The following is a 22273-nucleotide window of genomic DNA, read 5'->3' as shown; positions in this document are numbered from 1 at the left end:
CTATTGCAATTCTGTAAAAGGGATAAATTTAGCCTTGAAGGTGAATAAACCGCTTTGAATAGTCCGATCTTTTTAAGACCTTGACCACTAAAGTCCAGCTAAATTTTGTCTGGATATTTTTAACCAATTCCTATGTTAAAAGGACGATTACACCTGCTACTTTTTGTTACTGTAAGCGTTACGGTAACACTGATCAGTTACTTTTCTTTCCGTTACCTTTATAACAGTGCTGCCGAGAAGTTATGGGCCAGCAAAATGGAATCGGGCGCCAGGGAAAGCAGGGAAATCGGCCGCTTGCTCGAACAACAACTGCAAAGTGGACTTGCGCAGCAAAAGGTGATCCGCAACCTGCAGCAAAGTATAGAAAACACCGATACCCAGAGCGAATTTATCTGTATGTATGATAAAAATGGCATCGAACTCTGCCACCCCAATCCGGCGCTCATCGGCCAGAAAATAGCAGGGGGCAATTCTATACTTCAGTCCAGAAACGGATCAATACCTTTTAATGAAGCCATTGCGCAGCAGAAAAGCATGGGCGGTACAAGGCGTTTCTCGGAAGCGAAAAACAGGAGTTCAGAGATCGTAAATATTTATCCGGTTAAGGGCAGCGATTGGATCGTGGCGGCACATGCCAATATCGAAGTACTACAGGCTGAACTATCGGGCCTTTACACACAGTTTGTTATTTGTTTTTTCACCACTGCAGTCATTATCATAGGCAGTTGTTTAATGCTGATCAGGCAGATTTATGGCCGATATGAAAAATCGGTTTCCTTAGAGATCAGTAGCCTGAATGAAAAAGTGAACACTTTGGGCAACTTAAATGAACAGTTGGCCAAGCTGCAACAGGAAAATGCAGTAGTTTCATCAAACCCAGACAAGGAAACTGCCCGGAAACGGATGATCACGTATTTAAAAGACGAACTCATTCACCTTGATATCACTGAAATCGCCTTTTTCTTTTTAGATGGTGCTGCTGTTAATATCATCACGCACAATGGCAAAAGGTACGCTACCGCATTAAGCCTTGATGAGCTAATGAAACAGCTTGACGGAGAGATCTTTTACCGTGCAAACAGGCAGTTTATCATTAGCCTTAACTGTATTAAAACCATTTATATCTATGGCAAAAACCAACTGAAAATTGTGGTCTCGCCAGAGCCGGATGAGGTTATATTGATCAGTAAAAACAAGGTATCGGAATTTAAAAAATGGCTTGACAGGTAATGTAGGCCCCTCACGCGCTGTTTTGTTAAAAATTGACCGCTATAATAACCTTATAAAACGATAGCGAAGGGAGCCGCCCATTACAGCGACCACACGGCAAGCTCATAACCATCCGGATCAAGAAATTGAAACCTGCGTCCACCTGGGAAAGTAAAGATTTCTTTTGAAATCACGCCTCCTGCATTGATCACATTTGTTTTGGTTCCTTCTAAATCCTGCGAATAAAGTACAACCAGGATGCTTCCTTTCAACGGCGCTCCAATGGTAAAACCTCCGTCTACAAAATCCCCTTCAAAAGCGGTATATTCAGGACCGTAATCGGTAAAAACCCATCCAAAAGCCGCTGTATAAAATGCTTTGACTTTTTCAAGGTCGCGGGAAAGAAATTCAAGGTACTGCACCTGCTGGTGCTTTAACTTCTGCGGGGTATTGCTCATAAATATTTTTTTGCTACAAGCAAAACTACTTACAAATTATCCCATATAAAAACGATAAGGCTAAACTCCTTAGACGCGATCTGAATCTTTTGTATTTCTTTCGAAGTCTCCTGACCACCATTAACGTAAACCATATCGTTTTTCTAATAGCAATGCAGCATCAATTTTACCAGGCCAAATGAAAATTGTATTTTTCCAAAAAAACTGTCGACAAGTTAAGTAAGTCTTAACGCCCCAAACAGCCTATAATTAACATATGAATAAAGCATTTTTAATTCTTCTTTTAACTTTTTCCACTGCTGTAGTTTTCGGGCAAAAAAATAAATCAACCGATACTGCTAAAAGTAAACCATTTGTTTTAGGCCTAATAGACGAAATCCAATCAAAAGAACTGGCTGAGAAAAGAATCTTGAACATTTACCTTCCCGAAGGCTATAAACAAAACGATACCACAAAATATCCGGTAATTTATTTGCTTGATGGTTCTGCCGATGAAGATTTCATTCATATTGTAGGGCTTGTGCAGTTTAACAGTTTCGAATGGGTAAATCAGGTGCCTAAATCAATTGTGGTGGGCATTGCCACTGTAGATCGGAAACGAGATTTTACTTTCCACACCTCCATCGAGGGCGACAAGAAAAGATATCCCACAACAGGCCATTCAGATAAATTTATTTCCTTTATTGAAAAAGAGCTTCAACCCTATATTCAGGCAAAATATAAAACGAATGCGAACAAAACCCTTATTGGTCAATCTTTAGGCGGTTTGCTGGCTACTGAAATCCTGATTAAAAGACCTGCAATTTTTAATAAATACATTATTATTAGTCCTAGTTTATGGTGGGATAATGGCTCGTTGTTGAATCAAGATTCAGAAATAAAGGAAAATACTTTTAAGCAACAAACTGATGTTTACATTGCTGTAGGTAAGGAAGGTCTAACACCAACTGAAATACCCAGGGTAATGGAAGTGGATGCAAATTTATTGACTGAAAAAATAAAAGGGTTCAAAAATAAAAGTGTAAAAGTATACTTCGATTTTTTACCACAGGAGAACCATGCAACGATTATGCACCAGGCGGTGTCAAATTCTTTTAAATTTCTATACCCTGTAGTGAAAAAAGACTAGGATTTAAAAAATATCCAGCACTAGTGGATGCAAAAACCCATAAACAAAATAATGCCCCTATTATGTTAAAATAAAGGTTCTTGATTAAAAAATCAATAAAATTTCTTAATTCAAATAAATAAACGTTAATTAGACATTTATTTATTGTTATGAGCACAGCAAACTATGTAATTGGAGTGGATTACGGGACAGATTCTGTCCGGTCCGTTCTAGTCGATACCGCAAACGGAAAAGAAATAGCATCGTCGGTTTTTCTTTATCCAAGATGGCAGAAAGGGTTATATTGTAAACCCGCTGTTAATCAGTTCCGCCAGCATCCATTAGATTATATTGAAGGTTTAACCCACACCATAAAAGATTGCCTGGCTAAAGCCGGTGGTGCTGAAATTGCACATCTGGTAAAAGGCATTTCAGTTGATACGACTGGTTCTAGTCCGGTCGCTGTTGATGCAACAGGTACTCCCCTTGCCTTAACTAAAGATTTTGAAGAAAATCCAAATGCCATGTTTGTGCTTTGGAAAGACCATACGTCTGTAAAAGAAGCTGCAGAAATTAATGAACATGCCACAAAATTCAGCACCAATTACCTTAAATATGTGGGTGGTATTTATTCGTCAGAATGGTTCTGGTCTAAATTATTACACATTTTAAGGGTTGATAAATCAATTAAAAAAGGTGCAGCATCATGGGTTGAACATTGCGATTGGGTACCTTTTTTACTTTGTGGTGGAAACGATATTACAGCAATGAAACGTAGCCGTTGCGCTGCTGGGCATAAAGCACTATGGGCAGAAGAGTTTGATGGTTTGCCGCCAGAAGATTTCTTTAGTAGTCTTGACCCCCTATTAGCAGGCTTTAGAGATAAATTATTCACCGATACCTATACTTCTGATATTCCTGCCGGAACATTGAGCGAAGAGTGGGCTACAAAACTGGGTCTAGATACTGATGTAGTTGTTGGTGTTGGCGCATTTGATGCACACATGGGCGCAGTTGGCGGACAGATTGAGCCTTACTACTTGAGTAAAGTAATGGGTACAAGTACATGTGATATCTTGGTTGCACCCAACCAGGATTTACATGGCAAATTGATTAACGGCATCTGCGGACAGGTTAATGGCTCAGTAATTCCGGGTATGGCAGGTTTAGAGGCTGGTCAATCTGCTTTTGGCGATGTTTATGCCTGGTTTAAAAATTTAATCAGCTGGCCATTAAACCATTTACTTACTGAATCTGATGTAATTGATGAAGCTACAGCTACTGCATTAAAGGCAGAGCTCGAAGGAAAAATAATAGCTAGGTTAAGTAACGAAGCTGCAGCTTTACCAGAGGGGGAATATGCAGAACTGGCTATCGATTGGTTGAACGGTCGTAGAACACCAGATGCAAACCAAGAATTAAAAGGCGCGATAACAGGTTTAGGTTTAGGGACCGATGCGCCACGGTTTTTCCGTGCGTTAGCTGCAGCAACCTGCTTTGGTGCGAAAGCTATTGTAGATCGTTTTGAAGAACAGGGCGTTCCGGTAAAAGGAATTATCGGTATTGGTGGTGTAGCAAAAAAATCGGCTTATATTATGCAAATGATGGCCGATGTATTGGAAATGCCAATACGTATTCACCGTTTTGAGCATACCTGTGCATTAGGTGCGGCTATGTTTGCTGCTGTAGCGGCAGGTATTTATCCAAATATCGAAGCAGCGATGGCGGCCATGGGAACAGGTTTTGAGAAAGAATACAAACCCAATATTAAAAAGCAAAAACTTTACCGCCAGCATTACCAACAATATTTGGGGCTAGGCAGATACCTGGAGAAATACAATAAAAAAGATGTAAAACCTTACTTATCATGAGCAACTATCAAGATATAAAAGAGCAGGCTTACCAGGCCAACATGCAGTTGCCCAAATTGGGGCTGGTACTTTTTACCTTCGGAAATGTGAGTGCTGCAGATCGATCGAAAGGTGTTTTTGCCATTAAACCAAGTGGTGTGCCCTACGAAGATTTGTTACCTGAAAAAATGGTGATTGTAGATTTTGACGGAAATACTGTTGAAGGGGATTTACGTCCCTCGTCGGATACTAAAACCCATGCGGTTTTATATAAACACTGGGCAGAAATTGGTGGAATTGTGCATACACACTCTACTTATGGCACAGCCTGGGCACAGGCGCAAAGGGCAATTCCAATTTTCGGAACCACCCATGCCGACCATTTAACCGTTGATATTCCTTGTGCACCACCAATGGCTGATGAAATGATCAAAGGAAATTACGAGTATGAAACGGGTTTTCAGATCATGAACCATTTTGAAAGTCTAGGTTTAAGTTATAAAGAAGTCGAAATGATTTTGGTGGGTAACCACGCTCCTTTTACCTGGGGGAAAACAGCCGAGAAAGCAGTTTACAATAGTGCGGTTTTAGAAACCGTGGCACAAATGGCTTTGTTAACAGAACAGATCAATCCGCAGGCACCAAAGCTGAAAGATTCGTTGATAGAGAAACATTACGAGCGGAAACATGGAGATGGAGCTTATTATGGACAGAAGTGAGTTTAGAGCTGGGAGTTTGGAGTTTGGTTGCATAAATTGAATTAAGGGTTTTGGAAAGCAAGTACAGTGGTGCTTAGGAAACGAAAGCCCCGCCATTCGCTATAGTCCCGATGCTAATTTAGTGCCGATTCATCGGTAAAGAATCGGGAGCTGCCGCTTCTGTCGGGTTTAACCTTTAAGGTTTACCTAAGTGAGCTAAACCTGATTGAAGTGAGCATGAGCCCAACCGCAGGTGGGTGAAATAAAACGGAAAGCGGAAACATGGAGATGGAGCTTATTATGGACAGAAATGAGTTTTGAGTTATTAGTTCGGAGTTTTGAGGGGATAATAAAGTTTAAAGGATTAGGAAAGCAATTGCAGTGGTGCTTAGGCAATGAAAGCCCCGCCCCCGCATCTGCCGATTGAAAAAAATCGGCATCTCGCTACTGTCGGGTTTAGCATTTTAAGGTTTACCTAAGTGAGCTAAACCTGATTGAAGTGAGCATGAGCCCAACCGCAGGTGGGTGAAATAAAACGGAAAGCAGGACTATCCTAACCGATGAAATACGGAACCTTGCTTTTCAAAAAAAAGGAATAAATTCAGCTTAAGAAACCTCGTAGGTTTTAAAAACCTGCGAGGTTTAAAATAGAATATAAATTAAAAATAACATAAATAGTAATGATTGATTTAAAAAAATTACAAGTTTGGTTTATTACGGGTACGCAACATTTGTACGGTGAAGAAACCTTAAAACAAGTGGCGGCGCACGCGCAACAAGTGGCCGATTCGTTAAACCAAAACGGAAGTATTTCTGTTTCGGTAGTGTACAAGCCGATTGTAAAAACTACAGAGGAAATTTTCGAAACCTTGCAACAAGCTAATATTGATGAGAACTGTATTGGGGTAATGACCTGGATGCATACCTTCTCTCCTGCTAAAATGTGGATCAGAGGCTTAAATGTTTTGCAAAAACCTTTATTGCATTTACATACACAGTTTAATCGCGATATTCCATGGAATACCATCAATATGGATTTCATGAACCTCAACCAAAGTGCTCATGGAGACCGTGAATTTGGTTTTATGGTTTCGCGCATGCGTAAAGACCGTAAGGTAGTTGTAGGTCATTGGCAGGATGAAGAAGTTGCAAAACAGATTGATACCTGGTGCAGGGCTGCTGCTGGCTGGCACGATTGGCAAGGCGCTAAATTCGCTCGCTTTGGTGATAATATGCGTTATGTAGCGGTTACAGATGGCGATAAAGTAGAAGCTGAAATGAAATTCGGATTTGCCGTAAATACTTATGGTATAGGTGATTTGGTGGCGGTAATTAATGGAATAAGTGAGGATTCGATTCAGGCCTTATTAAAGGAATACGAAGCTACTTACGAAATGGCCGATGATTTAAAAGTTGGTGGTACCAGACATTCATCTGTTTACGAAGCAGCCAAAATTGAATTGGGATTAAGAAAATTCCTGGAAGAAGGTGGCTTTAAAGGTTTCTCAGATACTTTTGAAGATTTGCATGGTATGATTCAATTACCAGGAATTGCAGCGCAACGTTTAATGGCCGATGGTTATGGTTTTGCGGGTGAAGGTGATTGGAAAACTGCGGCTTTAGTACGTGCCTGTAAGGTAATGGGTGCAGGTTTAGCTGGTGGAAATGCATTTATGGAAGATTATACCTACCACTTCGATCCGGCTAATTCGATGGTTTTAGGCTCACACATGCTTGAGGTTGATGCTTCTTTGGCTAGCGGTAAAGCAAGTTTAGAGGTTCATCCATTGGGTATTGGTGGTAAAGCTGATCCTGCCCGTTTGGTTTTTAATGTCGCTGGTGGCGATGCTTTAAATGCATCTTTAATTGATATGGGCAACCGTTTTCGTCTGTTAGTGAATGAAGTAAAAGCGGTTGAAGCTGAACATGATTTACCAAACTTGCCTGTTGCACGCGTATTGTGGAAACCATTACCTGATATGAAAACAGGTTGTGCAGCATGGATTTATGCTGGTGGTGCCCACCATACCGCTTATAGCCAGAATTTAACGACCGAGCATTTGTTGGATTTTGCGAATATTGCTGGCTTAGAATATGTAAATATCGGTGCTGATACCAAAATCAATCAGTTCAGAAATGAATTGCATTGGAATGAGGTTTTTTATAAATAATTATTAATTAACGCTTAATCTAAAAGCCGATAACCATAAGATTATCGGCTTTTTTATGCGATCGTCATTCTGTGATTGTCATCCCCTTTGATCGTCCTCCTGGACTTGTTTCAGGATCTTTTTATATCGCAAGGTTCCAATAATAAAAAATGGTCATCTCGACCGAAGCAACGCGAAGTGGAGAGATCTATTAGGTAAAGTAAATTGAAAAATAGATTTAGCAAGGATCATCATCCTGAACTTGTTTCAGGATCTTTTTATGAATATCTATCCTTTTACAATAGAGGTGAAATCCGAAAAATCCTCAACCTTAAATGCTCTAATATCTCTTACTGATTTTCTAAACCAGTCAATGTTGGATAGAATATTGATGGCTCTATAAACTGCCGTCAAATTTCCTTCTGTAACATAGGTGCTTCCTTGAATCCAATAAAAGCCGCTAGCTGTCAAATGATTTTTTATTTCAGCATAAGCACTATGATATTTTTCACCATATTCTTTTTTTAAATCAGAAATGGTCATATCAAAGCTTAGTGCGTACATGCTTCCTCGCCCAAAAGTTTAAAAAGATCTTCTTTTTCAAAGAAAACTTCACCGTCATCTGATTTTGCCGTAATAACAATACCTGCAAATGGATTTTTTTCTATTTCTATAATAACGCCATCAATCCAATCTGTTCGATCAGTTACCTGTGGAGAAATTGAAACTCTATCACCTATTTTCATAAGAAATTCTTATAGTTAAACTTAATGCTATCACAAATATAAGTATTTTCGTTATAGCTGTATACATGGTTTTAGATGTACTTAATACTATGCCCATTGTTAAATATCAATCTAATTTTAAAAAGTTGTACACCAGGATAGATCCTGAAACAAGTTCAGGAGGACGCGTAACTAAAATACCATCTACAATCCTACACTAACCATTGCTTTAATCACCCCATTCTTTGGATCTAACCAACTTTCAAACTCATCTTTTATTTCTTCGAATTTAACCTGATGGGTAATGTAATTTGTAGGATTAACCAAACCAGCTTTCATCGATTTAATTACATGTTCAAAATCTTCAATGGTGGCATTTCTACTGCTCATTAATGTCGATTCACGCTTGTGAAACTCAGGATGGTTAAAAATTAAATCCCCTTTTTGCAAGCCGATTAAAACGAACCTCGCTCCATGTGCCATATAGTTTATAGCATTGTTAATAGCCTTCTGATTACCTGTCGCATCGATTACTACCGTTGGCATATCGCCATTGGTCATATCGCTAAGTTGTTGCACTACATCAGGCTGAATTGCATTAACCACATGGGTAACCTTTAATTTATCTTTACAGAAAGCCAGGCGATCTTCATTAATATCTAAGGCGATTACGTTGGCTCCAGCAATTCTGGCAAATTCCATTGTACCTAAACCAATTGGCCCGGCACCAATAACAAGAACAAATTCTCCAGGCTGAACACCTGCCCTGCGAACGCCATGCGCACCGATGGCTAGCGGTTCAACTAGGGCGAGTTCATCATAACTCAATCCTTCGCCATGTAAAAGCGTTCTGGATGGAACCTGTAAATATTCACGCATACCACCATCAACATGTACACCGCAAACCTGCATTTTAACGCAGCAGTTTGGTTTGTTCATTCGGCAAGCAATGCATTCGCCACAATTAAAATATGGGATAAAAGTAACGGCCTCTCCTATTTTAAAATCTGCTGCTCCATCGGCCTCAACCAATTCTCCAGAAAGCTCATGACCTAATACCCTAGGATAATTAAAGAATGGCTGTGTGCCATCAAAAGCATGCAAATCAGTCCCGCAGATACCGATACGTTTAATTTTTATAATGGCATGGTCTTTTTTAAGTTCAGGTTTTTCAGTTTCTGAATATTCGAAAGTTCCAGGTGTTGTACAAGTAAGGGTTTTCATTTTGATTTAATGATTAAATAAGAAAAATCGTCATCTCGACTGAAGCGCAGTGGAATGGAGAGATCTGCTTAGATAGATTTCTCGGCTGCGTTGCACTCCGCTCGAAATGACGTTGTCAGTGGGATTAAGCATTAGCCAAAGCCCTATCTAAATGAACATAACCGCCATCAACATGGATAATCTGCCCGGTGGTATGGCTTGATTTCTTCGACATTAAAAAGGCCGTCATATTTGCAATTTCTTCGGCTGTTGTCATTCTGTTTTCCAAAGGAATTTTCGAAGTAATTTCTTTTAATTTTTCTTCCGCATTATCCAAAGTTTCAATCCAGGTTTCGTAAGCAGGTGTCCAACATTCAGCAACAACAACTGCATTTACGCGGATTCCATATTTTAGCAACTCTACGGCCCATTCTCTGGTTAATGCATTTCTTCCACCATTAGCAGCTGCATAAGCAGAAGTATTTCCTTGCCCTGTTTCTGCTGTTTTAGAAGTAATATTTACAATTGCACCTTTGCTTTTAATCAATTCTGGCAAAGCATGGTGCGCCATCAAATAATAATGCACTACATTTTTATGTAACGATGCCATAAAGTCTTTATAGTTTCCACTTTCTAAACCTACGCCATCATTAACTCCTGCGTTATTCACTAAGCCATCAATTCTACCAAACTGATCTACAATGTTTTTCACAACGGTTTCACAATCGTCAGGGTTGGATAGCTCAGCCACAAACTGTGCTGCTTTTCCTCCATTTGCAGTTATAGCATCAACAACTTTCTGATTGTCTTCTGCTTTTCTACCCACAATTACGGCAATTGCATTTTCTTTGGCAAACACCTCTGCAATACTACGGCCAATGCCTTTTGCAGCACCCGTGATGATAATAACTTTTTCTTTTAACTGTAAATCCATATTTTTTTCTAAATTATTTTAGTGTGTCGCCACCCTGAATTTGTTTCAGGGTCTAATTGTTAAGATCCTGAAACAAGTTACCAATGACAGATTCTGAAAATCGTCGTCTTTCCCGCGCAGGCGGGAATCTTAATGCAACCTACAAACCCCTATCAAGGCATTATGATTCCCAATCAACCCGATAGCTATCGGGTTGGGAATGACGATATCCCGTATCCTGTCATCGTCACTCCATTGTTTTTCTAAAAACTGATTTCTCAGGATGACGATACTTAGTTAATCATTTTAATAATATCCGTTTTTCTTGATTCAGGCAATACTCTCAAATCTACTAATTTCCCATCTTTTAACGTTCCTTCAACGGTGGTTTGATAAGGCGCATAAAGCTTGAAATGAACATCCCAATCTTTTGGCCAAGCTGGAAACAAATATATTTTCTTTCCATCAGCTTGCATCAGCATTTCCTGTAAGCCAATCATACCTGATCCGCCCCAATTGTGGTCTGGTGTCCAATCGAACCCTGGTCCCCAAAATGCAGGAAATCTTCTATCTGAATCTTTTAATTTAGCGGTTGTTAGCTTCGCAGCATCTTCTGTTAAACCTAGTCTTGCTGCAAAAATATTATCTTGTTTCCAGCCGATATGACTTCTGAATTTCAGCACGTCGGTATCGTATTTAAAAGTATTTATAGCGATATCTAAACCAGGTTTACCTATTCCGTAGATACCCCAGGGATAAACAGGATACAATTGAGGACTTTCTGTATTATTGATACGTTCCCAAACCTTTGCAGGAGAAATGGTGGTGTGACCATCAAATTGCCTGAAATTGATTGGTGGAATGGTCTTCAACATTGCTGCCCATTCTGCTTTCTTGGTTACAGTTAAAGTTGGTTGCTCAATCAATCTTTCCAGAACCGTTTTTAAAGCTGCAATTGTAGAAGTGGAATTGTAAGCCATTTTGTACGTTTCGGCTGCTGAACCTGGATATAATATCAAATGCCCTTCGGCATCTAAAGCTTTTGCTCCCCGCTGTTTTGCTAAATAAGTATAATGTTCTTTAAAAAAAGTAAGCGAGCTTTCGATTAAAGGAAGGTACTTTTCGATATTTTTACCTGCGTATCTTTCAGTTTCTAAAATCATCATACAGAATTCTAACACAGTGTCCCATTCATATTCCAACCACGCGTTATATTCCATACCTTTGTTAAAATCTGCAGGGCGTTTCCAACCATATTCAGCAGGGTTTGGTAGGCCAAAATTCTCTAACTGTTCCGTAAAACTCGCGCCTTTATGCCCCCAGGCTGCTTCCGATCTAATTTCTGCATTTTTTAATAAATCCAAATAGAAATCGAACTGAGGTTTCATGAGGTCGAAATCTCCGCTTTTTAACATTGGCCAATAAACCAATCGCTGATTTTGAGCGGTATGTGTTCCACCGCCCCAGTTTCTGAAATCTGGTGTATATTTTAAAGTGGTATCGGTTAATTGAGGATCAAAGGTAAAAAGTCCGCCGTTAAATTTTGTTGGGTATTTTCCAAAGGCATTGCAACCCAACATATACCGGAACAATTGATAGTTTTTAGCAGATTGATTTGCGGTTTCGTCTTTAGCATTAATGTAAATGAAACTTTTTTTCCAGTAAGCATTCCACCATTTTATACTGGCTTTCTGGTCGGTTTTGTTCTCTACAGCATTTAAATCCTTCTCCCATTCGCTAATTGATTCCGTTTTTGAGGTATTAAACGTAATAATGATATGATTTGAAACGGAAGGCGTTTTACTTCTTAAAGTCCATGCTTTAAATGGTGTATTGAGGTATATTCCAGCGTAATTTCCAGTCGGCACCATATTATTGCCTTGCATGGAGCCGCCGAAGATGAGATTTTTTAAAGGATTAAATAGATCAGCTTTCCTATCTTCCAATCCTTGCTGTTTTACGGTAACATCGAAAACGGTTTCTGACTTATTTTGATGGTAGAATTGAACGACATTATTTTTTAGGCTTATTTCGTCTTTAAATGTTTTTACAATGCCTTGGGGTGCCCATTTGTACGAATTCTGGTTATTTTCTTTACCCTTTGTTATCCGATCTTCAAAACGCCAGCTTTCGTAACTGGCCTCGGTAGTAACTTTCTGGTTCGATTTAATATCAAGGTGAACGATAGGATTAAAAACATCAACCCAAACCTTAATTTGAGTATTTAGTTTGCCATTTGAGCCTGAAATCTGGGCATAACCATCTTTTAAGATCAATTCTTGTTTAAAGATTTTTCCTTCGAATGGGTTCGGGCTTAGCTTCAGTTTTACGCGACCGAGTTTGAGTAAGGTATTATTTTCGTCGAATGTTCCACTACGGGATAGATAGACGTATACTTCGCCTTTTTCTACCCAAAGGTTTAGGCCAATATCTCCCCCACCAACAGGCATCGATTCTGATGAATTTCTACTTTGTGTGGTCCACACGACATTATCTTTTTCTTGAGAAAAAGCAATTGAGGCGATCAAGCACAAAGGCACAAAGAACACAAAGAAAGGCATTGATTTTAACGACCTAAGACACCTGATGGCAGATAAGGCAGGATGTAAAATAAATTTTAACCATATCAAACAGCTAAGAACATTTAAGTTCTTGGCCGAAATACTTGGTGTGCTTTGTGTCTTAGTGGTTAAAATCATTATTAATTATCCCAGTTATCGGTACGGAATGAAGAAACCGGCAAACCATCATTCCCAAATAAATCACCAATTATAAAATCTTTAAATGCATAACGAACAGCAACAGGCACTTTAACTTCTGCTGCTGAAACATTTACACTACTTCCTTTTATGGCTGCTTTTGCTGGATAGAATTTTTGATCGGCACCTGCAATTTCGAATAAAGATAGTTCTTTACCAAAAGAAGTTAATCCATTTGGTACATTTTGAAACTTGATTACAGCCATATTTTTTTCAATCGTTAATGACTCATAAGTGGGACTTGCAAAACCAAAACCCTTAATGCCGTAAGTTTGAGCCAGTGCCAAATAGGCCAGCCTTTCTCCTCCTTGTTTTTTATTTGCCGGGTGGATTGATTTTTCTTCACCAATATCCAATAAAACTGCCATTCCGGAATTTGGAATTTTAGCTAAGGATTTGCGCTGGGCATCTCTCAAATAGGCAGAATTGTTGTTTTTGCTTCCTTTGGATAACGATGAGAAGTTGTAATTATAGGGTGCAATTTGAGCATAGTAAAATGGAAAATCACCATTATTATCCCAGTTTTTACGCCATGAATAAACCATTGCTGGAAATAGATCTTCGTAACGGTCCGGACGGTCGTAGTTAGATTCGCCCTGATACCAGATGGCACCTTTAATTCCGTAACCAATCACCGGATAAAGCATGCCGTTATACAAAGTTGTTGGTGTACGGCTAACTTCCTTAATACTATCTCCTTTTGATGGGATTTTGATTTCGGTATAAGGTTTTAAATCCTCAGGCGACATCCATGCCTCAATAGTTGAACCACCATAACTATCGTTGATGATTCCAATGGGTACATTTAGTATTTCACTCAATAATGAGCCAAAGTAATAAGCTGTTGCACTAAAATTTGAAACGGTTTCTGGTGCGGCCAATTTCCATGGTGATGGTTTACTGTTGTCTTGTCTTTCTATTATTGACGATCGCGGAACGGTATATAACCTGATATTTTTATTTGATGATTTTAAAATTACCTCATTTGAACCGATTATGGGTTGACTTTTAAAACCTTTCATGGGCATTTCCATGTTCGATTGTCCGCTACAAAACCAAACTTCACCAATTAAGATATCGGTTAAAATCAGTTTTTCACCATCGTTTAGCTCAATATCATATGGACCACCAGCTGTCGGCGTTGTAACTTTAACTTTCCATTTACCAGTTTGATCAGAAATAACTGCATAACTTTTTTTGTTCCAGGAAGTATTGATTTTTACTTTGGTTGATGGTTTGGCCCAGCCCCAAATAGCCACATTACTTTGCTGTTGCAAAACCATATGATCGGTAAAAATAGATGCAGGTTTAACCGTTGCAGATGCAATGAAGCAACATGCGAGGTTCAGGAGTATGAAGAGTTTTAGTTTCATCTGTTTTTAACAATTAAATATTTGATCCAATCAATTGATAGAATCTTTAAAAGAGTCGTCATCTCGACTGTAGCGTAGCGAAATGGAGAGATCTACTATAGATTTCTCGACTGCGTTGCACTCCGCTCGAAATGACGATCGCACGTATTTATCTACTCACAGGCAACCACACGGACATTTCCGAATGGCCTCTATTTCCCCATGCAAAATACGGGACCAGTTTTATCTCTGTCTGTACATTCTTGTTATCAATTGGTCTATACAATACATTTTTCCAATTGTTGGGCTCTACGATTTTTGCATTTCCAACCAGGCTCATCATTTCGGCACCGTCGATATTTATGGATTTGGCCTCGAACTTTGTTGATGTGGGTACAAAAGCATTGAAAATACTTTTGCCAGGCAGATCTGTCGATTCTAAACAGTAAACAATCGGTCCGCGCTTTACGGCAATCTGGTTTCTGTTTTCTTCCACTAAAGGATTTGCCTCAATCAAGGTGGCCTCCATTGGCAGGTTTAATTCGATCACATCTCCCTTTTTCCAAACGCGGTTAATTTCTGCGTAAGTTCCAGAAATGGCTTTAATATTTTCGGTTTTTCCATTAATACTAATTTGTGCATCATGTGTCCAGGCAGGGATTCTGAGAAACACAGCATATGGTTTATTCCCTGTTTCTTTAATTGTAATTTTTATCTGTCCATCCCATGGATAATTCGTTTCTTCAGCTAAAGAAATCTTAGTTCCATCCGCTAATTTAGTACTTAAATTATTACCTCCATATAAATTAAACCACAGACCTTTATCTGAAACGCTATAAGCATAATCACTTACCTCGGCAATGGTACGCACCACATTTGGCGGACAGCAATTTGATAATGCAATATAGGGCACTCTATCTTTCGACCAGCGCTGTTTGAAAGGTAAATCATCCGATTGCGCCAATGGATTGGTGTATAAAAAGTTCTTTCCATCTAAACTAATCCCCGATAGCACACTGTTATGCAAAGCCAGTTCCATTACATCAGCATATTTGGCATTACCGGTAATCTGCAACATCCGCCAGTTCCAGAGTACGTTACCAATATTCGCACAGGTTTCGTTATGGGCGGTAAAATTGGGTAATTGGTAGTCGCGACCAAATGCCTGGTGGATTTTCTGTACATCAGCTGGATTATAAGAAGTACCATCTGGTGAAGTACCATCGTAAAGCGAACCGCAACCACCTGTAATGTACATTTTATGTTGGTTTACATCATCCCACATTAAATTCAAAGCATTTAAAAGCGAATCTTTTCCTGTTTCGGCATAAAGATCAGCTACACCAGCATAAAGATAATTTGCCCTTACGGCATGGCCCATGGCTTTAGTTTGCTGCAAAAATGGAATCCGATCCTGGTTATCGTCTGTTCCATCATTAATTTTACCTTTAATGGCAATTAAATGTTTGGCCAATTCTAAATATCGGGGATCTTTTGTCGTGCGGTACATTTCTATTACTCCCATATAATGCGACGGACAAATGGCGTTTCGAGCAAGCGTTGGTGATGCCGATTTGTAGAAATTATACAAATAGTTGGTTGCCTTTTTAGCAATGTTGAGCAAAGTTGTTTTTCCTGTTGCACGGAAATGAATGCATCCTGCTGTCATTAAATGCCCGATATTGTACGATTCGAAGCTCAACCGATCCTGAAATTGGTTTTTAGAACCGGTTTTTCGCTGCTCAATCATGGCCTTGGTATAAATGTATCCATCTTCACGCTGTGATTTACCGATCACCACAATGGCTTTATCCATCATTTCGTTCAACTTTTGATTTTTAGTTGAGGCATACAGCACGGCAACAGCTTCTAAAGTTTTGTAATAATCGCCGTCGTGGAATGATGGTCCCGAATGAGATCCGGTATCCAATCCTGCTGCAATTTTGAAATTTTGGAAAGCATGACTGATTTTTGGATCGTTGTAAATGGCCCACATATTCGGCACCATGGTTTCGGTAGCTACCTTGAAACGATCGGCCCAAAAGCCTTTTGTCCAGGTTACATCTGCCATATTGATGCTATGCAATTTCGCATATGGCGAATTTGATGTGTTAACCAAAGCTTTGTCTTGGGCTTTCGAGCTTAACGTTAGAAAAAGCGTTGTGCAAATAATTACCTGAAATCGTAAAGTCTGCAGGACAAAATTTTCGGTTATATGAGGTAGCTTTTTCATTACTTTTTAGTTTTTAACCTGGAAATGTTTCTAGTTTAGTGTTATCAATCTAATTTATTACCAAAAGTCCTTAGATTTTGAAGCGTAGGTAATGGCCTGATCATCATTTTCTTTATATTTTTATTTAGGATTTTTCCGGAACCTAAGGGCGTTGTAGTTTCAGTTCTAACTCCTGTTAAAAGATCAAATGCAGTCTCAGTTGTCGAATTTTGCCCATCATAAACTACGCTAGAGACTTTAAGCAATTGAAAAGTTCCATTTTTGTAGATGAATTTATACTCAAAGCGAACATCATTTTTTTCAGCGTTCATTAATAAAAATCCATTTTCAATAAAAAAATATGGAATTGTATTTTTAGTATGTGTACCGTTTATATATTGGGGTTCAATTACATCAGTTGAAGAGAAAACCAATTTAAATTTCTTATTGGGTTGTAAAAAAAATATTTGCAACCTTAAAGGAACCACTGTATCGATCGTATCCATCATAATTACGGTTTTGTCGGTTAAACCATCTTTATTTAAATCGCCCCTTTCTAATCTGATCTGGACATTAAAATTATCCTTCACCTTCTTTTGTTGAGCGTAAACAATAGTTTGGGTAAAAGCCAGAAGTAATACAATTATTTTTTTCATTTATTTTGAAATATTAAACTCCCATTTACTCTTCCAATTGTATCATTACTGGACCTAATAACCCTGCAGGATTTAACGGTTTACCTTCTAACCTAAAAGGCGCAGTTGTTTTGGTAATTCTCTTATTTTCTGGTAATTTGCTATCGCCTATTAAACGGTTAGCCCAGGTATTGGTCACTTCAATAGTAATTTGATTCTCGCCTTTTTTAATGGCTTTACTAATTTCTAACCGATGTGGAGCAGTCCACAGCGTACCGCAGTTTATTCCATTGATTTTTACTTCGGCGATACTAGAGAAATCACCCAAATCAAGCCAGATTTTATCTTTAAGGTCTCCATTGAAGGTGAAATTTTTGCTGTATGTTGCAGTTCCCGAATAGTATTTCACTAAACTGTCGCTGCTTTTTGTCCAATCGCTTAAGTCGTTAAAAATGATAGGCTTTGAGGGGCCAGCATAAGCGGTGTCGAATTTGGCTTGCCATGATTTGGAAATATCTTGAATGGTTTTAAAATTAGACCAGTTGTTTCCCTCTTTAGAAGCCTTTTGGGTTGTTGATTCTTCAAATAGAATAAATACAGATTGATTTGCTTCCAGTTTTAAATTGAAAACAGTTCTACCATCAATCAAAGACCACCGTTTTATTTTAGTTTTTTCATTGGTTACAGCATTATAAATCATTGGGACTTTATCCGCTGTACGTAATGAAAACCTAAATTCCCTAGGCCTATTTTCTTGATTCGAGAGGAAATAAATATCAAGTTCACTATTTTTTCGATGTGTATAAGCGACATTTTTTGCGTAACTAATTGGTTCAGAAATGGCTCCATTTTCTATTGAATAAAAATCTGGATTCAATCCTAAAACGCCGAATGTTTCACCAAAAAATGGGGCTTTAAAAATTTGTCCTAAACCTAACTTCTTTTTATAAACTGGTCGACCATTATTTTTATAAGACTCAAAATTCCCTTCCCAAATTTCTTCTATAACTTTATTGAATTCAGTTTCATTAACTTGTTTAATTCCATTTTGGTACAGCGGTTTATCTGCAATAATTACTTTAGCACCGGCCTTAATCAATTCTAAAAGTTTTTTAATCGTTTGATAGCTGATGTATTGATAATTCGGATTCATTTTCATAAAACCAGGTATAACCAAAATTTTATAAGTTGCACCGCTTTCAAAAACAACATTGCCATCTTTAACGGTTGCCGTACTCAATACATCAGGATTAAAACTATCGTATGCATAGCCCCGCAGTGGATTTACCCAGTTTTCGGGATCAGCCATGTTTGCCGAATGTGTTACACCAGCAGGAATTTGCCTTAAAGGTTCACCAATATTTGCCAAACGTTTCTTTTCAGCCTCCACTACATCTGCACCAAAAATGCCGGGCAAAGTCTCAACCAAACGATCTGGTAAAACTGAACGGCGGGGTAATTCTTCTCCAGTGAAAACGGCGATGTCGACAACTGGTTTGCCCTGTTGAAGTAAATTTTGAGTCCGTTCTGCATATTCGATCCAGGCTTTTCCCGCCTTCCACCAGGTTTGATCGCGTTGAAAGTAAAGCCCCACTCCATCTAAAGTCATACCTGGTTTCCGATCTGTCCAGGGATTATGTGTAAAAACATGATACACCAGTTTATTGATCCCAAGGGCATAATTACGATCCTGCAAGGTTTTCATATTTGCAGGACTTTCGTTCCAATCCATCCGAACGGTGGTAAATGCCTCCGCCTGGATAATGTTTTTTCCATAAATATGTGCCCCTGAAATGGCATCCAACATATCGTTTGGTTTATCATGTGTAGGGCTGTTTAGCCAAAATTCGCCCATCGGGATGTCAACCGTTTTGTAATGCATTAAACCATCGCTCATCATCGTTGGTGCAATACTTTCTGCCGTAAAAGTTACGCCCCGCTCTTTTGCCAATTTCGCCAGCGTTTTATAAAACTGATCAACAACCAATTCAGAAATCGTTTTTCTTACATCATAGAGGAAGTTTTCGGATACCCACGCATTTTCTACTGGTAATCCGGTCATGATGGGTAAATAAGGCGTTAAATCGTAACCTCTACGCTTTAAAAACTCAGCCTTGAATACTGGCGACCAGTTCTGACTCCCACACTCCCAGCTATCTACGTGGAAAACACTTAATACTTTTTTCGCTATTTCTGGTCCACCGTGTTTTAAAGCTTCGCCATACCAATTCTCGAATTGTAGTTTTACCGCTTCTGGATTAAATTTATCACATTCTAATCCTTTTCCACCACCACCAGTTGCATTGGTATGTCCTGTAGAAGTATGGCCAAGCCTTAAGATTGTCCAATTGCCTTTTGGTACCGACCAATTTAAAGTTCCGTCTGGATTTAATTTATCCGTTAGGTTTATGATTTTATTCAGGGGAACACAGAAGTTATTAGCAATTTGTGCTTCTGTGCTTCTTTTACTCACCCGCCAAATAGAACCGTTTTTACCTTCAAACTGATTGATTTGTGCTTCGGATGATAATTCGAGGTTCAAGAGTTTTAAAGAAGGTTTCCATTTGGCTGCATCTAGATCTTCTGAACCCGGTTCTGAGCCTTTTTTATCGTAAATAAACCTGAAAAACTTAGCCGTTGTAGGTGCAATGGAATGTGTTATATCTTCATCTGTATCTTGCCAGCCGTGACGGGGCGCTTCTAACCTACCTATGGGTCGGAAATTTTTTCCGTCATCACTTACCCCAATGGCTAAACGCTGCGCCTGATAATTGTTTCCACTGATTTTAATGGTTACCGTTCTGCAAGTAAAGGGTTTCGCAAATTCGTACTGAATATAACAAGGCTCATTTGAACCAAAATTTTTCTTATTCCCAAGTTGGACCAAGCCTGTTGCATCAGTACCGTTGCTCGCTGTAATTTTTGGGATAACCGTTCTTGTTGAAATGTTTTCGCCAACTGGCGATGGATAAGCGTAAACCGCTATATCTTTATAATAATTTTCTTTTGATTCAGGTTGAGGTAAAGTGATTTTAGTGTTTGAATTACTGATGTTTATCTTTGACCATACTACCTTTTGCTTGGAAAGCGCTGGTGTAATCCATGGGCCACCAGCCAATGCGAAACCATCACTCACATGCATTCCCAATTTCAGGTTTAAGCGTTTGGCTTCAGCCATCGCAAACTCAACCATTTTCCACCATTCAGGTGTTAGCTGAACTGCAGGTGGCGAATAAACTGGCGTTTTATCTGGTCCTTGAATGCTCATTAAGTATGCACCTGCAATACTATTTGATTTCATTGCCTCTAAGTCGGCAGTGATGCCCTCTTTTGAGACTCCTCCTTTTACCCAATACCAAAATACCCAAGGTTTTGCGTTTTCATTTTGTTGCGCAAAAACAGTTACCGAAAAGCTACAGCTTGCCAACAAAGTGAATATTAGAATTTTGCTAAACCTTAATTTCATTATTTTACCTTATTACCATTGTAAGAATTGGTTTTAACACCTGAAGCAATTTTTCTTAACAGCTTGCCACCCCGAAAAGTCGGGACAGGCTGTCGTTCCTCTCCGAAAAATCGGAGCAAGCTCTCGCATCCGATAGCTATCGGATGACGAAATATATTTATTTGTGTGCGATTTTATAACCTCTTAAGCCGAAATAAAGAATAACTAAAAAACAGACTAATGGAATGCTGTAGCCGATCTGGATATTATCTCCATACACATCGATTAAACTGCCCATTCCAAATGGTAAAATTGCACCACCAACAATAGACATGATGAGCCAGGAAGAACCTGGTTTTGTATCATCACCGATTCCATCAATTCCTAGGGCAAAAATGGTTGGAAACATAATTGACATAAAGAATCCAATAGCACCTAAAGCATAAACTACATAAGAACCTTTACCTAAAATGGCAACCAAACACAAGATTATTGATATAATTGCATAAATCACAAGCAATTTATTTGACGATATAAACTGTAAGAGCGCCGTTCCTGCGAAACGGCCAGCGGTAAATAAAAATCCATAAACAACCAAATATGATGCAGCTGTTTTTTCGTCAAAACCACCGCCCTGTTGTGCCATCCTAATGAAAAAACTGGTTACGCAAACCTGTGCACCAACATAGAAAAACTGGGCAACAACCGCCCATTTTAGATGTTTATGCCTTAATGCGCCAAAAAAACTTCCTTTAGCTTCGCCATCTATACTTTTTGTTTTAATTTCAGGAAGGTGAATAAAGTAAAATACTACTGCTATTACCAATAAAACAATCCCTAAGGTGATGTATGGCGTTTTAACTGATGCTGCCTCTTCCAAGAAATAACTGTTTCTAGTTGCATCTGTCATGGCGGCCAATTCTTCTTTAGTGTGTGATTTGCCTGAAAGAATAAACAATCCACCTATCATTGGTGCAACCATTGCTGCCAACCCATTAAAAGATGCAGCAAGATTTAATCTACTCGTTGCTTTTGCAGGATCGCCCAATACAGCGGCATAAGGATTTGCTGAAGTTTCGAGCATGGTTAAACCACAACCAATGATAAAAAGCGCAATCAAAAATGTAATGTACGACAGGTTATTAGCAGCTGGTACAAATAGAAATGCACCGAAAGCAAAAGCTAGCAAGCCTGAAATCATAGTCGCTTTATATCCCCATTTTTTCAAAACCATTCCGGCAGGAATAGCCATTAAAAAATAAGCGAGGAAAACAGAGGTATCGATTAAAGTCGATTGTCTGTTATTTAGATTACAGGCTTTTTTTAGGTGTGGAATCAGAATCGAATCGAGGTTATGCGCCATTCCCCAAAGGAAAAACAAGCTTATTACGAGTATAAACGGTAATAAATACTTTTTTCCTGATGACGAATCGCCCTCAGTTACAATTTCTGGCTGTGTGGTTATTGGTTCATTAGTCATTGGTTCATTAGTGTGTTTAGTTCGTTGTTATTGATTAATTATTCCTTTGTATATTATTATTAGTTCATAGGTGTAA

Annotated in this window: 16 protein-coding genes; 5 read left to right on the top strand and 11 right to left on the bottom strand. The window is 38.9% G+C overall.

Going from position 1 to position 22273, the window contains the following annotated elements; translation table 11 throughout:
• Positions 1-132 precede the first annotated feature (132 nt).
• Positions 133-1230 (top strand): LytTR family transcriptional regulator, encoded by a 1098-nt coding sequence (locus EZ456_RS06460; RefSeq protein ID WP_131528461.1) that lies wholly within the window; start codon positions 133-135, stop codon positions 1228-1230.
• Positions 1231-1310: 80 nt separating this feature from the next.
• Here EZ456_RS06460 and EZ456_RS06455 read toward each other — a convergent pair whose 3' ends face one another.
• Positions 1311-1667, bottom strand: coding sequence for a VOC family protein (locus EZ456_RS06455; RefSeq protein WP_131528459.1), 357 nt, complete (start codon positions 1665-1667; stop codon positions 1311-1313).
• 256 nt (positions 1668-1923) lie between these two features.
• On the opposite strand from EZ456_RS06455, the gene EZ456_RS06450 reads away from it, so the two are divergent.
• The 4 genes from EZ456_RS06450 to araA all read left to right on the top strand — a co-directional run bounded on the left by EZ456_RS06450 (position 1924) and on the right by araA (position 7494).
• Positions 1924-2796 carry an alpha/beta hydrolase gene (locus EZ456_RS06450; protein ID WP_131528457.1) on the top strand — a complete coding sequence of 291 codons (873 nt, stop codon included), beginning with the start codon at positions 1924-1926 and terminating at the stop codon, positions 2794-2796.
• Positions 2797-2945: 149 nt separating this feature from the next.
• The gene (locus tag EZ456_RS06445; protein WP_131528455.1) at positions 2946-4646 is read left to right on the top strand and encodes a ribulokinase; all 1701 of its coding nucleotides are present in this window, start codon (positions 2946-2948) and stop codon (positions 4644-4646) included.
• Positions 4643-5344 carry an L-ribulose-5-phosphate 4-epimerase gene (locus tag EZ456_RS06440; protein WP_131528453.1) on the top strand — a complete coding sequence of 234 codons (702 nt, stop codon included), beginning with the start codon at positions 4643-4645 and terminating at the stop codon, positions 5342-5344. The genes EZ456_RS06445 and EZ456_RS06440 overlap by 4 nt, the downstream gene beginning before the upstream one ends.
• A gap of 659 nt (positions 5345-6003) precedes the next feature.
• The gene (gene araA, locus EZ456_RS06435; RefSeq protein WP_131528451.1) at positions 6004-7494 is read left to right on the top strand and encodes an L-arabinose isomerase; all 1491 of its coding nucleotides are present in this window, start codon (positions 6004-6006) and stop codon (positions 7492-7494) included.
• A 267-nt stretch (positions 7495-7761) separates the two neighbouring features.
• On the opposite strand, the gene EZ456_RS06430 is transcribed toward araA, so the two are convergent.
• The 10 genes from EZ456_RS06430 to fucP all read right to left on the bottom strand — a co-directional run bounded on the left by EZ456_RS06430 (position 7762) and on the right by fucP (position 22197).
• Complete coding sequence (locus EZ456_RS06430; RefSeq protein WP_317129997.1) at positions 7762-8016, bottom strand: virulence protein; 255 nt, start codon at positions 8014-8016, stop codon at positions 7762-7764.
• Between the two features lie 8 nt (positions 8017-8024).
• Complete coding sequence (locus tag EZ456_RS06425; protein ID WP_131528447.1) at positions 8025-8219, bottom strand: transcriptional regulator; 195 nt, start codon at positions 8217-8219, stop codon at positions 8025-8027.
• Positions 8220-8402: 183 nt separating this feature from the next.
• Positions 8403-9422, bottom strand: coding sequence for a zinc-binding alcohol dehydrogenase family protein (locus EZ456_RS06420; RefSeq protein ID WP_131528445.1), 1020 nt, complete (start codon positions 9420-9422; stop codon positions 8403-8405).
• Positions 9423-9546: 124 nt separating this feature from the next.
• On the bottom strand, positions 9547-10335 hold the full coding sequence (locus EZ456_RS06415) for an SDR family oxidoreductase (RefSeq protein WP_131528443.1): 789 nt from the start codon (positions 10333-10335) through the stop codon (positions 9547-9549).
• A gap of 272 nt (positions 10336-10607) precedes the next feature.
• Entirely contained in the window at positions 10608-13013 is a 2406-nt protein-coding gene (locus EZ456_RS06410) for a DUF5703 domain-containing protein (protein WP_225876486.1), read from the bottom strand.
• 2 nt (positions 13014-13015) lie between these two features.
• Positions 13016-14446 (bottom strand): sialate O-acetylesterase, encoded by a 1431-nt coding sequence (locus EZ456_RS06405; RefSeq protein WP_131528439.1) that lies wholly within the window; start codon positions 14444-14446, stop codon positions 13016-13018.
• Positions 14447-14594: 148 nt separating this feature from the next.
• Positions 14595-16658: an aceric acid hydrolase gene (locus EZ456_RS06400; RefSeq protein ID WP_225876485.1), complete on the bottom strand. Its 2064-nt coding sequence runs from the start codon at positions 16656-16658 to the stop codon at positions 14595-14597.
• Positions 16659-16702: 44 nt separating this feature from the next.
• Positions 16703-17293, bottom strand: coding sequence for a hypothetical protein (locus tag EZ456_RS06395; RefSeq protein ID WP_131528437.1), 591 nt, complete (start codon positions 17291-17293; stop codon positions 16703-16705).
• 25 nt (positions 17294-17318) lie between these two features.
• Entirely contained in the window at positions 17319-20738 is a 3420-nt protein-coding gene (locus EZ456_RS06390; RefSeq protein WP_131528435.1) for a glycosyl hydrolase, read from the bottom strand.
• A 157-nt stretch (positions 20739-20895) separates the two neighbouring features.
• Complete coding sequence (gene fucP, locus EZ456_RS06385) at positions 20896-22197, bottom strand: L-fucose:H+ symporter permease (RefSeq protein WP_131528433.1); 1302 nt, start codon at positions 22195-22197, stop codon at positions 20896-20898.
• Between the last annotated feature and the right edge of the window lie 76 nt (positions 22198-22273).

It is taken from the genome of Pedobacter psychrodurus (assembly GCF_004331735.1).
Lineage (GTDB): Bacteria > Bacteroidota > Bacteroidia > Sphingobacteriales > Sphingobacteriaceae > Pedobacter > Pedobacter psychrodurus.
This window is presented reverse-complemented; position numbering and strand designations above follow the sequence as displayed.

What these genes read in the sequence shown, in the direction of transcription:
- EZ456_RS06400 (WP_225876485.1), bottom strand. Translation starts at nt 16,658, where the DNA reads ATGAAAAAGCTACCTCATATAACCGAAAATTTTGTCCTGCAGACTTTA.
- EZ456_RS06420 (WP_131528445.1), bottom strand. Translation starts at nt 9,422, where the DNA reads ATGAAAACCCTTACTTGTACAACACCTGGAACTTTCGAATATTCAGAA.
- EZ456_RS06425 (WP_131528447.1), bottom strand. Translation starts at nt 8,219, where the DNA reads ATGAAAATAGGTGATAGAGTTTCAATTTCTCCACAGGTAACTGATCGA.
- EZ456_RS06430 (WP_317129997.1), bottom strand. Translation starts at nt 8,016, where the DNA reads ATGACCATTTCTGATTTAAAAAAAGAATATGGTGAAAAATATCATAGT.
- EZ456_RS06440 (WP_131528453.1), top strand. Translation starts at nt 4,643, where the DNA reads ATGAGCAACTATCAAGATATAAAAGAGCAGGCTTACCAGGCCAACATG.
- EZ456_RS06405 (WP_131528439.1), bottom strand. Translation starts at nt 14,446, where the DNA reads ATGAAACTAAAACTCTTCATACTCCTGAACCTCGCATGTTGCTTCATT.
- EZ456_RS06415 (WP_131528443.1), bottom strand. Translation starts at nt 10,335, where the DNA reads ATGGATTTACAGTTAAAAGAAAAAGTTATTATCATCACGGGTGCTGCA.
- EZ456_RS06390 (WP_131528435.1), bottom strand. Translation starts at nt 20,738, where the DNA reads ATGAAATTAAGGTTTAGCAAAATTCTAATATTCACTTTGTTGGCAAGC.
- EZ456_RS06455 (WP_131528459.1), bottom strand. Translation starts at nt 1,667, where the DNA reads ATGAGCAATACCCCGCAGAAGTTAAAGCACCAGCAGGTGCAGTACCTT.
- EZ456_RS06395 (WP_131528437.1), bottom strand. Translation starts at nt 17,293, where the DNA reads ATGAAAAAAATAATTGTATTACTTCTGGCTTTTACCCAAACTATTGTT.
- EZ456_RS06460 (WP_131528461.1), top strand. Translation starts at nt 133, where the DNA reads ATGTTAAAAGGACGATTACACCTGCTACTTTTTGTTACTGTAAGCGTT.
- fucP (WP_131528433.1), bottom strand. Translation starts at nt 22,197, where the DNA reads ATGACTAATGAACCAATAACCACACAGCCAGAAATTGTAACTGAGGGC.
- EZ456_RS06410 (WP_225876486.1), bottom strand. Translation starts at nt 13,013, where the DNA reads ATGATTTTAACCACTAAGACACAAAGCACACCAAGTATTTCGGCCAAG.
- EZ456_RS06445 (WP_131528455.1), top strand. Translation starts at nt 2,946, where the DNA reads ATGAGCACAGCAAACTATGTAATTGGAGTGGATTACGGGACAGATTCT.
- araA (WP_131528451.1), top strand. Translation starts at nt 6,004, where the DNA reads ATGATTGATTTAAAAAAATTACAAGTTTGGTTTATTACGGGTACGCAA.
- EZ456_RS06450 (WP_131528457.1), top strand. Translation starts at nt 1,924, where the DNA reads ATGAATAAAGCATTTTTAATTCTTCTTTTAACTTTTTCCACTGCTGTA.